General features: G+C 41.9%; 11 protein-coding genes. 1 reads left to right on the top strand and 10 read right to left on the bottom strand.

What is annotated here, in order from left to right:
* Window positions 1-162 precede the first annotated feature (162 nt).
* Together ACTQWB_RS15770 and ACTQWB_RS15765 are read right to left on the bottom strand one after the other, a co-directional pair.
* Window positions 163-996: a hypothetical protein gene (locus ACTQWB_RS15770; protein WP_349056107.1), complete on the bottom strand. Its 834-nt coding sequence runs from the start codon at window positions 994-996 to the stop codon at window positions 163-165.
* 170 nt (window positions 997-1,166) lie between these two features.
* Window positions 1,167-1,397 (bottom strand): response regulator, encoded by a 231-nt coding sequence (locus tag ACTQWB_RS15765; RefSeq protein WP_349056106.1) that lies wholly within the window; start codon window positions 1,395-1,397, stop codon window positions 1,167-1,169.
* 82 nt (window positions 1,398-1,479) lie between these two features.
* Here ACTQWB_RS15765 and ACTQWB_RS15760 point away from each other — a divergent pair, with 82 nt between their 5' ends.
* Window positions 1,480-1,926, top strand: coding sequence for a PAS domain-containing protein (locus ACTQWB_RS15760; protein ID WP_441502305.1), 447 nt, complete (start codon window positions 1,480-1,482; stop codon window positions 1,924-1,926).
* Window positions 1,927-1,970: 44 nt separating this feature from the next.
* Here ACTQWB_RS15760 and ACTQWB_RS15755 read toward each other — a convergent pair whose 3' ends face one another.
* The 8 genes from ACTQWB_RS15755 to ACTQWB_RS15720 form a co-directional block, all read right to left on the bottom strand.
* Window positions 1,971-3,833: a S8 family peptidase gene (locus tag ACTQWB_RS15755; RefSeq protein ID WP_441502306.1), complete on the bottom strand. Its 1,863-nt coding sequence runs from the start codon at window positions 3,831-3,833 to the stop codon at window positions 1,971-1,973.
* 59 nt (window positions 3,834-3,892) lie between these two features.
* Window positions 3,893-5,434 (bottom strand): APC family permease, encoded by a 1,542-nt coding sequence (locus tag ACTQWB_RS15750; protein ID WP_441502307.1) that lies wholly within the window; start codon window positions 5,432-5,434, stop codon window positions 3,893-3,895.
* A gap of 18 nt (window positions 5,435-5,452) precedes the next feature.
* Window positions 5,453-5,788: a P-II family nitrogen regulator gene (locus tag ACTQWB_RS15745; protein WP_441502308.1), complete on the bottom strand. Its 336-nt coding sequence runs from the start codon at window positions 5,786-5,788 to the stop codon at window positions 5,453-5,455.
* Between the two features lie 185 nt (window positions 5,789-5,973).
* The gene (locus tag ACTQWB_RS15740; protein ID WP_441502309.1) at window positions 5,974-7,101 is read right to left on the bottom strand and encodes an iron-containing alcohol dehydrogenase family protein; all 1,128 of its coding nucleotides are present in this window, start codon (window positions 7,099-7,101) and stop codon (window positions 5,974-5,976) included.
* 13 nt (window positions 7,102-7,114) lie between these two features.
* Window positions 7,115-8,452 (bottom strand): aminotransferase class III-fold pyridoxal phosphate-dependent enzyme, encoded by a 1,338-nt coding sequence (locus tag ACTQWB_RS15735; protein ID WP_441502310.1) that lies wholly within the window; start codon window positions 8,450-8,452, stop codon window positions 7,115-7,117.
* A 241-nt stretch (window positions 8,453-8,693) separates the two neighbouring features.
* Complete coding sequence (locus ACTQWB_RS15730; protein ID WP_441502311.1) at window positions 8,694-9,902, bottom strand: PucR family transcriptional regulator; 1,209 nt, start codon at window positions 9,900-9,902, stop codon at window positions 8,694-8,696.
* Between the two features lie 91 nt (window positions 9,903-9,993).
* A complete protein-coding gene (locus ACTQWB_RS15725) occupies window positions 9,994-10,704 on the bottom strand; it encodes a sulfite exporter TauE/SafE family protein (RefSeq protein ID WP_441502312.1) in 711 nt (236 codons plus the stop codon).
* 214 nt (window positions 10,705-10,918) lie between these two features.
* A complete protein-coding gene (locus ACTQWB_RS15720) occupies window positions 10,919-12,286 on the bottom strand; it encodes an MATE family efflux transporter (RefSeq protein ID WP_441502313.1) in 1,368 nt (455 codons plus the stop codon).
* Window positions 12,287-12,625: the final 339 nt, after the last annotated feature.

Here is a 12,625-nt window from a genome sequence, read left to right as displayed (position 1 = left end):
CTCTCTGTATAATAAGATTTTTACTAACCTGCCAGTCAGTAGTCTTATTGTACTCTGAGGTATTTTCAATTTTCAACATCCACGCTTTTTATTATACAGGAAGCTCCTTTTTTATCTGAAATCCCATACTGCCGCACCGGAATGGTGCGGCAGTATTTTACCTTATTCTGTAACAATTATTTTTTCAAAATATGTCTTTACGGAAAAATCAACTTCACCTGTTTCAGAATCATCTGCTTCTTCGCCGTCATCAGATTCCTCTGCATCATCTTCTGCTATCAAACACAGTTTTCCATCATCTAGTAAATTGAACTTCATATTATCAAGACTGAAAAACATAGTTCCTGCCTCATCCTCTGTTACAGCCTTTAATACCAGTGCGTTTCCTTCCACGTCGCCCTGAAGTTCTACTTTTGTCTCTTCTCCGCTCTCTATTAAGATAATTTCAGCCTTTCCGTCTTCCACAGACATACTCATTTCAAATCCTGTAAAGTCAGCATTAACCGGCATCTGCATTCCAAATGCTTCCATCAGAGTACAGCTCCATTCTCCTTCAAAATCCTTCATAGTTGGATTTTCTACCGGTTTGCCCGGTACATAAGGCTCATACTCTTCCTTTTCCTGACTCAGGATCATTGTCGTTCCATCTGCTGTTAAGGTTATCTTACCGTCCTTGTACTCACATTCTTCTGTCTGATCATTATGAGTCATCAAAATTTTATCATTTTCTATTTTCCACTCTGATTCATCTACCTCAGGCTCTTCCCCATAAACAGAACTTGTTGTTTCCATTTTACCGTCTTCTTTAATGTCCACGGTCACTTCCATTCCTATTGCCCCCGGATGAAAGGATGCACCTTCGCCCATAGAAAGCTCATTTACATACCAGGTTCCAATAACATCCTTTTCTTCAAGGGCATAAACACTTACGCTCATAAAGCCTGCCATTAAGACTCCTACTGTTCCTGCCATCCACAACCTCATTTTTTTACTCATACAAACATCTCCTTTCTTTTTTAATGTACTCCCCGGACTCTTTTTACTTAATTTTGTGAGAAGATTTTTTGTTTATCTACATTATACGTGAACGCTCAGATATTTACACTAGCACTTCTAACAGTATGCATGTAATTTTTTTGGATAAATTAAAACCTGCTGAAAAGTTTTTAACTTTTCTCAGCAGGTTCATTAAAATACTTTCTGTTTTGGCGCATTCTCTCCAGATTTTCCAGAATTATATCTACACTGATTGGTTTGGCAATATGAGCGTTCATACCCGCCTTGATTGCCTTTTTGCGATCTTCCTCAAAAGCATTGGCAGTCATCGCAATGATTGGTATATTGGCGCATTTCGGATCATTCAATGTACGGATTTCCCGGGTTGCGGTATATCCCACATTTGCAGCCAGCCGTTCACAGCTTATGCGCTCTGCAGATGCAGCCCTTTATGAAATAAAACTTCACGGAAAAAACGGGTGTATGGCCTACAGGGAAGGTCTTCAGTCCGGAATCCGTAAACAACTGGGATTCGCATTTAAAGATATCTCTGAACACCTTCCGGGTGCATTTATCATATACAGAGCGGACAAAGACGATGACGAACTCTTTTATGCAAACCATGAGTTCCTTCATATGACCGGATATAAAGATATGGACGAGCTCTTCAGACTCACCAATAAGCGCTTCCGCAACCTGATCCTGAAAGATGAACAGAAACAGATAGAATCCAGCATCTGGGAACAGGTTGATAGTGATAATGAAAATGACTATATTCACTTTCACCTCCGAAAAGCTGACGGCTCCTATCTTTCTGTCCTCGATCACGGAAGGATCGTAGAAAGCCAGCAATATGGAAGGGTGTTCTATGTATTATTCATGGACTGGGAAGATATGCATATTCATTACAGTGATAAATTTTCCGGATAATAACAGACATACGACTGTTTTTCTCGAAAAGGCTTATTTTTCAACTATAATGGAATACTTTGTGCTGCACAAAGCGCCCCATACCCAATCTCCTCATTGGGATACCTCCCAAACGCCGGAAGTGGCTTCGCTCCTCTCCTCAGATATGCCTTCACTTTTTCCCCATATAAATAGGGATCATTTCCACGCACGATTCCCCATTCCATCAGTAAAGCTGCCGCCCCGGTTACAAATGGAGTCGAAAATGAAGTACCCGAAAACCGGGCATACCTACCACCAGCTCTTGGCGCAAGAATATCCACCCCAGGTGCCACCAGATCTGGTTTGGGATAAGGTAAAAGACTGCTGCCTCTTCCTGAAAAATCAGCGTAAGCGTTTAGCCGGGCATCATAAGCCCCTACACTGATCACTCTTCTGGAAGTAGCTGGAATTGTTAACGTTCCCTGGGCCCGTGGAAGGTAAAATGCAGTCCCGGGATTCAAAGTTTTGCTGCCGGGAAGCCAAAGCGAATAATTTCCATTTTTGATCTTTTCTGCTGTCAGAATAATTTTCCAAACGCCGCTGTCTACATAGCCATTTTCTACCAGAAAATCCACATAAATCTCCTGCGTCACATGATACGGTGCTGGTTTTCCATAATATACCAACAGCTTTGTATTCCCGAGCAGCCAGCGTTGCGCTCCCAGTATTTCATCCAATGGACCAACCCGCTCACCAGCTGGATTTTCTATATAAATTTCCATTTCATCTTCATAATCTTTCCACAATTGGACATTTAAGGCCGGCTCAAACGCACCTACTCCCAATTCAATTTCCTGCGTTTCCCCATTTGAAATTTTCCCGCCATAATGAAGGGCATCATTTCCATTATTTCCCATCCCCACGCAGAGTACTGTTTTCCCCATACTTGAAACTGAATCCAGATAAGTTTCCACCAGGGAATCCCCTCTGTGTGATCCATAATTATTCCCAAAACTCAGATTGATCACAATAGGACGTCTCATCTCCAGCGCCTGCCTTACCAGGTAATCTACCCCTTGCATCAGTTCCGTTGTCCGTGGAAAAGAATCCTCTCTTGGAATTCCCATTTTTACAACCAGAAGATCACTTTCATAAGCAACTCCACGGTTCCTTGCCCCTTTTGAAAAATCACTTCCGGCAGCTACCCCAAGTACAGCAGTTCCATGTCCACTTCTGTCTTCAGACGCAACAAGGCGCCGCCCCTCCTGTATCGGAAGAGACAACGCCTCATTGATTTCCTCATTCGTATATTCAGTTCCTGTCAGATAGCCATCTGGCGGATTGCCTGGAATGCCCTGATCCCACAGACGCAAAATCCTGGATTTTCCATCTGCTGTGAGAAATGCAGGATGCCGGTAATCCACGCCGGAATCCACAATTCCCACTAATATGCCCTTTCCACTCAGCTGCAGGTTTCCGGGCTCATCACGCTGCACCTGGTTAATGCAGCTTGCCTCTTTGGAAAAATAATCTTCAAAATATAACCTGGCAGGCTTTTCTATAAACTCGATCTGTGGCCTTTTTGAATATTCATCCAGCATACTTTCCGGAAGTGTAACAATTGCATATCCGCCAAGCAGCGGTACTACGGATATTCCAGATCCGCCAAGTATGGAATTTATCGTATTTTCGAATTCGCGAGATATAGAAATTGCATTTTTTCCTGTTTCATCAAGGATAGATGGTACAACATTATTTATAACATTTGAACCTCCCCCCAAAGATATATCTGCCTCTCTCTCTCCCACCATACTGTATTTTACTATCACATCCCACATACGTGTCTGCTGGTCATAACCAACATTCAGATTTTCTGATTTTTCCCGCTCTTCTGCTGTGGAATTCAGGGCAAGATTTAAAAGATTATCCAGTTTCTGATCTGGCATCTGTATTCTCCCTATAGCAATTTTCTATTTTATTTTATGCAATAGCCCGATTACAGAATTCAATCTTCTTGTTGACACACTTTCGGCTCTACCACATTTCCCTGTACAACGCCTCCCTGATTTTTCCCTTTTCGCATTCCTCTGACTACCTGCACATTTCCAAGAATCAGATAATCCATCTCTCTCTTGGAAATCTTTGCGAAATTTTTCCTGGAAACAAAATAGAAAGTAACTCCCATAAGTACCCACACGATCAATGCAGCAAATGACTGTGGTGCCATAAATGCCGGTGAACCAGGTACGATCAGAAGGAGCAGGATCAGCACGGAAATAATGCAGCCGCCCATGGCTACCGCCGGATGAATTCTGTTTGTATCTGTAGCGTCGCCGTATTTTTTCAAAAGAATATACGCACCTGCACAGGTAAAGAAATATCCAAAAGCAGTACCAACAGAACACATATCAACAACCCATCCGATTACTTCCCGTCCAAAGAACGGACAAATACAGCAAATGATCATTGTGAAAACAACACACACAGACGGTGTTTTATGCTCCGGATGAACCTTTTCAAAGGCAGATGGAAGCATCTTTGCTCTTGCCATGCCAAATAAGAGACGGCTGGACGTCATAAAGAATCCATTCATTCCTGTGAAAATACCCATACACACAGCCAGTGCTACGAAGCATACACCAATTTTTCCCATTGCCAGATCAAGAATTGCACCGGTATGCCATTTTACTAGTACTCCACTTTCATCTGTCATTGTCAAAACCTGCTGCCAGGGAATAACACAATCTGTTACAAGTGCCATTGCCCCATAAATCAAAGCGCCTACAATAAGAGCTGAAATAATCAACAGCTTGCATTTTTGTGGTGGAAAATCATATTCTTCTGCTGCCTGTGGAATACAATCAAATCCAACGTAGAGAAATGGTGCAAGTGCCAGAATTGAAACAAAACCGCTTCCCAGTGTTTTTCCCTCTGCGCCATAGGCAGGCTGAAGATTTGCCGCATCAAAATGACCAGTTACAATTACACCGGCTACCGATACAACTACAGCTGCACACATAATAAGAACCATGATCAGCTGAAGATTTCCAACTGATTTTGCACCTTTATAATTCATGATTCCAAAGAGAATAATGAAAAACAGAGACAATCCAACTTCGCCCATATATACATCATATCCGGCAATGGTGTACAGATAACCTCTGTTAAAGACTCCTGGGAAAATATAGGATGCCAGTACAGGAAGTGCCGTTGCATTCAGTGCTACGATTGACAGATAGCCAAGAGACAGCATCCATCCACATATATAAGAGGCTGTCCTTCCAAATCCTTTATAAGCATAAGCAAATTCTCCGCCCGCTACCGGGAACTTTGCAATCATATAAGAATAACTATAACCGACTACGATCATAAGTAATCCACCTGCCAGGAAGCCAAGGAACAAAGGAAGTGGTCCGCCTGCACGTTCAGTCCAGAGACCACCCTGTATGAAACAGCCCCATCCAATAATTGAGCCAACTGCTACAGCCCATATGGAACCAGGCCCCATAGATTTTTTTAATTTTGTCCTTTTCTTTTTTTCACCCATATGCAACCTCCTGATGCGTCATTCGTCATCATCTTCTCTTGTCTCTTCACTAATCGTATATGCCTCGGCAATATCTGAAACAAAAATCTTTCCGTCACCATAATGACCATATTTGCCGCTTTTCGCGCTGTTGATGATAATATCTACAACTTCATCCTTTTCTTTATCCCCGACTGTAATATATAACATACTTTTTGCCATTTCCTGATAAAGCACATCTCCTACCTGGATTCCTTTTTCTTTTCCCCTTCCGGAAATAGCCCATTTGGAAAAAGCATAATACCCTTCTGCTTCCAAAGCTTTGATAACATCCATAACCTTTTCCGGGCGGACAATCGCTGTGATCAACTTCATAAATTTCTCTCCCTTCTTCTCATCCATAAATCACCCAATCGCGCATATCTGCTTGTGCAGACATCCCTGTGAATGCAAAAAGAGCCCAGATACCTCGTATCCGGACTCCTTTGTCACTTTTTTATGGTACTATTATTATCCGTAAATTGCAAGTCTTTTTCTTTTATTTATTAGATTCATCCGATTTATTTTCCAGCCAGATACCGGTACATCTCATCTAACATTTCATCTGTAATTTCTACCGGGTTGTTGTATAGATTTGGATGTCTGCTAATGTGAACAAGTTCTGCTATCTGAGCATCATCCAGTTCTAAATCTTTCAGGTCACATCTCAGTCTCATTTTCTTCTTTAATTCAAAAACTGCGTCTGCCATCTCATCTGCATCTTTAAAGCCTAGCTTTTCGGCAAATTCCTGTACCCGTTCTTTGCCTTCTCCCTTTGCATTGATTCTTATAAAGTAATCCAGTGTAAGACCACAGGCCTCGCCATGAGGAATATGATAAATATTGGTCAGCGGAAAAGAGCATGCATGGGAAGAAGTTGTTTTGGGCAGAGTAAAAGCTAATCCGGCAATCAAAGATGCCTCACACATTTTTTCCCTTGCTTCTTCATCCTCAGGATTTTCATATACTCTGTAAAGATATTTAAATACCAGATCTGCTGCATGCATCGCAAGTACATCACAGATTGGCTGATGTCCTTTGCTCCAGTATCCTTCGATTGCATGGGAAAGAACATCAATTCCGGTTCCCGCAGTAATATGAGGGGGCATCGTATACGTCAGCTCCGGATCAATAATAGCTGCTTCCGGATAAAAGCCTTCTGACACGATAGGCGCCTTTTTCCCATTGGCATGATCTGAAAGTACAGACACACAGGTTACTTCGCTTCCGGTTCCTGCTGTGGTTGGAATTGCAATCAGAGGTAAATGCTCCTGTGGCATTGCCACTCCTGTTCCGTGATATTTACGGATGGAATCCGGGGTTAGAGCCACACTTGCAGCTGCTTTCGCACAGTCCATAGGGCTTCCGCCTCCAAGGGCGATTACAAAACCGATATTTTTCTGACGGATTACTTCTGCACAGGCATCTACCTCTGTAACGTCCGGATTCGGTGAAACATCTCCGAAGGACGCTACGATCAATCCGTCTGATTCTTTTATGAGCTTTTCTGCCAGACCGCTTTTAAAGAAAAACGGTCCGGCTACCAGAAGGCCTCGTTCACATCCAAGTTCTCTGGCTATTTTCTTAATTTCATGTACTCTGCCTTTGCCGAAATGAATTTTCACCGGCTGTAGATAATCCCAGTTCATAGGCTGCCTCCGTTTAGTCACAGAATTTCTCGTCCACCATAGTAAGTACTTCATCAAGGATCGGAAGATATTCTTCCAGTTCCTCTTTTGTGATGATCAGTGGCGGGCAGATTTCAATAAAGTTCTCACGTCCAAAGGTTGCAAATCCACGTTTCTTTAACTCTGCAAAAATCCAAGGCATTACAGGTCCAGGTACACCATATTCCTGCATTGGCTCTCTGGTTTCTTTGTTTTTCACCACTTCAAGTGCGCCAAACAAACCGATGCATCTTGCCTCACCAATACATTTATGTTTCTTTACCATTTCATCCATAAATGGTGCTACGATTTTATGCATTTCGGCTACATGACCTTCAATGTCATGTTCCTGGTAATATTTCATTGCAGCTACACCAGCAGCACATGCAAGAGTATGTCCACTGTAGGTAAGTCCGCACTGAAGAACATGGTCTTCAAAATATTCTGCCACTTTTTTGCTTACGATGCATCCGCCAAGCTGTACATAACCACAGGTAACACCTTTGGCAAATGTAATAATATCTGGTTTGATATCAAAGTTCATAAATGCGAACATTTTTCCGGTACGGTAAAATCCTGCCATAACCTCGTCACAGATTAAAAGGATTCCATATTTATCACACAAAGCACGTACACCTTCCATATATCCGTCTGGCGGAAGGATTACGCCGTTGGCACCTACAATAGATTCCATCAGGATTGCTGCAACATTTCCCGGGCCCTCATATCTGAGCTGCAGATCCAATGCATCCAGATATTTCTTTGTTACTTCAGCATCATCTACCCCTTTTGTATATCCGTCACGATACATCTGTGGGTTCATGAAGTGTACGAATCCGTTGGCACCACCGATTTCAGCAGCATATCTTCTCCAGTCACCTGATGCATTGGAAGCTCCCAGTGTAGCTCCATGATAACTTCTGTAGCAGGAAAAGATCTTGGTTCTTCCAGTTACCATACGTGCCATTTTGATCGCATTCTCATTGGATTCTGCGCCGCCATTTGTGAAGAAAACTCTTTTATAGGTATCTGCACCGGCAGCTTCTACCAGCATTTTTGCCAGTGTACTCTTTGGTTCTGATGCATAAGCCGGAGCCATAAAGCACATCTTGTCAGCCTGTTCTTTAATTGCTTCTACTATTTCAGGCAGCTCATGTCCAAGGTTTGAGCAGACCAGAAGGGATGCCATATCAGCATATTTTTTTCCATCATAATCGTAAAAATAAATTCCCTGGGCTCTTTCTACCGGTAAAGCATCAACTCCTGATTTTGACCATGACTGCATTACATAATCTTTGTGCATCTGTGCAATTTCTTTTCCTGTTAAGCTCATAGTAATTTCCTCCTCTTTATCTCTGCTTTCTAATTTCTCATTCCAGATTCAGGGTTTGTTTTGCGGTAAACAAACTTATTTTTAATGATAAAAGCAAGAAAGGCGCCCGGTTCACATTTGCTTGTGAACCAGACGCCTTTGTCTTATCTGAGTCATATATTACTCTTAACACAGGTAGCCCGCAATAGACATGTATCCAATTATTTTTGTGCTACAGCACAATTCCCGGGAGATTTGTATATCAATTGTCTACAATATCGCCTCTTCCCATCTCATACAAGAGAAATCCCAGATTCAGCTGAAAACGGACTTCAAAGCTGGATAAATCCTTTTCTAATATTTCTGACACTTTTCCAATCTTGTAGTTAACCGTATTTCGATGAACAATCAACTCCTGTGCAGTATCTTTAACACTGCAGTCATGCTTAAGATAGCACCTTAATACATTAACCAGATCCGTATGATTTATTTCATCATATTCATACAATGGAAATACGGTATCTCGCATATATTCCAGTACCACATCTTTATCGGTAAGTGTGAGCAACACTTTATAAATCCCCAGATTTTTGTAGAAAAGCAGTTTTCCGGAATCTGTTTTGATTTCTCCCGGAACATTGCAGGAAGTCAGCAGATCAGCCATCTTTTCTCCAAATCCATAGCTTTTATAGAGCTGCCGGATTCCGTTAACAGGCTTGCTTACACTTACAAAAACCTGTTCATTTCCATGGGTTACCAGGCATAATCTATCAAAAATCCGCTCCACTGTTTTCTGGCAGATTTCTGACGGATAATCACATAAGACCATCAGAATCTGTTTTTCCTGTGCACAGCATAAAATTCCGCTGTAATTGCAGCGCAGATGACTGCTTAAGGTGGAGGCAATCTGCTCCAGGCGCGCACCTGTCACCTGACTTTTCTCTTCTTTTACACGGATATTCACAACCGTGTAATCACTTTCTACAAAATAGCCTTTACGCATCAAAGCGGAAACATACAGTTCTTCCTGTCCAGGACAAAGAAATGCATTGTTTAATGCCGCAGTTACTTCAATGGTATTCTGCTGTTCTTTCGTTATGGCAAAACAAATGATCCGCATGATTTCAGCCATGTGGATCTTCCATGGGACACGAAACACCGGAAATCCTTTTTCATTGGCAAAATCAATTACATCCTGGCCGATTTCACTAATATACGGGCCAATGTTGATCACGATTCCACTTGCATGATTTCTCCAGACTTCTTTTACCAGTCTGAGCAATGTCAGATTTTCATTCAGTCCAAGTCCGGTTGTGAAAGTCAGCTCCTGTCCCTGAAGGAATTCAGAAATCGTATCACTGTCTACCATATGAGTCCAGGATACCTCATGATCCAGGCCTTGTTCTCCTGCTACCAGCTCCATTTCCAGATGCTGTACCTGTTTCATAATCTCACGCAATATTACAGCCATTCCCATACGCCTTTCTTTTGTGTCTGATGCCACAATGCCATGGATTGTTCTGCGGCTATGCTACTCCCACAATCCTTCAATCATGAGGAATCTATACAATTAAGGATATTCCGGATATTAACAAGAGTGCATATGTCAGATTCAGAAATACCTTCTGCGAAACTCTCTTCACCAGTTTCTTTCCGATCCAGGTGGCTGCAAATAAGGGCACAATACTTATTAAAATCAGACGGATATCAGCCGGTTCCACCAGTCCGTTTCGTACCTGCGTAAACATCAGACAGGTGTTTAATACCACCCAGATTGGCGCAACAGTTGCGCGAAATTCTTCTTTATCCTTTAAGACCTGTGTTGCATAAATCACAAGCAACGCTCCGCCAGATACAAACATTCCATGAATAATTCCTGCCAAAAGTAAAATAATTCCAAGCATAACAGGCGGAAGCTGTTTCTGGCTGTGGATGCATAGATTCTTCAGGGCAACTGCCACGATCACAATACCGTACATTGTTAAAAGGACTTCTTCTGACTCTACAATCTGGCAGATCTGTATGCCGGCAAACATTCCCACCAGCATAAAACAGGACATTTTTATAAATTCTTTCCAGTTAATATGCCTGTATCCGGTCACTGCTATCATCAAACCAGAAAGCCATGCCATAACATTCAAAACCACTTTCGCATGATCCAGCCCCAGTAAATATACAGATGGCGGCATGGCAAGCACTGTACCTGCAAATCCTGTAATTGCCTGAATTACATTAGAAACAAACAACACGATCAAAAAAAATAGTTCTCTCATAACATTCTTCCTTTTCTGTGTCGTCTGTTCACCGCAAAACCAATATAACTATTCAGCTATGGTGATGTCTGCGTAAGCAGACATGTCCGTTTAGTTATTCGTGTAATAGTTATAATTTGACTTATTATAGCACTAACGTGTTAAAGAATCCACATAAAAATTAATCAAGCTACATACTTCTTGATTCGTTTTTGCCATTCTTTTCCATCTCCTCTCAGTTAAGACGATTTACTTTATTTTTCAGAATTTTCTTTAAGAATTTATAGCCAACCAGGCAGGAAACCGCCTCTGTTATCGGAAATGCCCACCAGATCAGAGAAACTGTGGTCTGCCCATTTCTTACAAAAATGGAAAAAATTCTAGCCAGCGGCAAGATGATAACCAGCTGTCGCAAGAGCGAGATGAGCAACGATTCCAGACCACCGTTCAGTGCCTGATAAATCCCCTGATATGCCACATTAATTCCTGCAAACAGGAAACTGATGGAAATAATCCGCATCGCACTGATAAAATATTCTCTTGAAGAGCCGGCATTAAATAACGTTGCAAATGCCCCTGGGAAAATTTCCGTGATCGCAATTCCCAGTATCATTAATGCGATGGTATACATAAGGCCATATTTGATTCCATCCTGTATTCTCTTTTTGCTCCGCATTCCATAGGCAAATGCAATGATCGGGGTAATCGCATCCCTAAGGCCAAAGGCAAGGAAAAGAACAAACTGCTGTACTTTATAAAACAGACCATATGCAGTCTGTGCAAACGGGCTGAATTTCAGGATCAGGTTCATAGCGTAAACCATAATAGACATTAATGCCTGCGCAATGATTGCTGGAAGTCCAATCGCATAGATTTCTTTTATAATGCCGCCCTCCGGCTTCATGTATTTCACTCCATGTTCAAACTCTTTATTCAGTTTTGTATGGAAAATAAACAGTAAAACAGCGGACGCCACCTGTCCGATAACGGTTGCATATGCTGCACCTTTTACGCCCATTTCCGGAACCGGTCCGAGACCATAGATCATGATCGGGTCAAGAATTATATTAACAACAGCACCTGTAATCTGTCCGATGGTAGAATAAAGGGAACGTCCTGTTGCCTGTAATAACTTTTCAAATAAAGAAAAGAAGACGATTCCAAAGGAGATCACACAACAGATTCTGAGATAATCAACTCCCATCTCCAATACTTCCGGATCTACTGTCTGAGATGAAATGTATGCTTTCACCCCAAAGATGCCAAACAGCAGACATACTGCATAGATGATCACTCCCAGAAACAGACTGTTTCCAGCCACCCTGGCAGCTTTTTTACTGTTTCCCTGTCCCAGTGTCCTTGCCAGAAGCGCATTGGTTCCTACTCCGGTTCCAACTCCCAGGGCAACCATAAGCATCTGAACCGGGAATACCAGAGTCAGCGCGTTAAGTGCTGCCTCGCTGCCCACTCTCATGTTTCCTACAAATGCACTGTCTACAATATTATAGACAGCCTGTAATGCCATGGATAAGATCATGGGAATTCCCATCTGGATCATCAGTTTATTCACTGGCATATCCTTCATCTTGTTACTTTTCGCCATTTTGTTATAACTCCTCCTTTTTCTGCATAAAAAAAGTGTGCACTTATCATATAAGCCGGACTTACGCTGATAAGCAACACACTTTCTAATGGCAAATATAAAAAAACGAATAGCAAAAACTGGACTTACGCTGGTTCGCTACTCGTTTGTGTTTATTATATTTCCTGATTCAAAAAAAGTCAAACAAATTTTTTCTTACGTTCAATACAGATTCCATCTGTCACATACAGAAAACAAGTCAAAACGAAAAGAACTGGTAAAACAATATTCGGCTTTACAAGGGACGTTTCTGCTCTGGAAACAATAAACAAAGTCATTCCAATACATGATTTCCCAGCA

The organism is Blautia sp. HCP3S3_H10_2, assembly GCF_052122375.1.
In the GTDB taxonomy this organism is placed as follows: domain Bacteria; phylum Bacillota; class Clostridia; order Lachnospirales; family Lachnospiraceae; genus Blautia_A.
The sequence above is the reverse complement of the archived record's forward strand: the minus strand, read 5'-3'. Positions and strand labels throughout refer to the sequence as shown.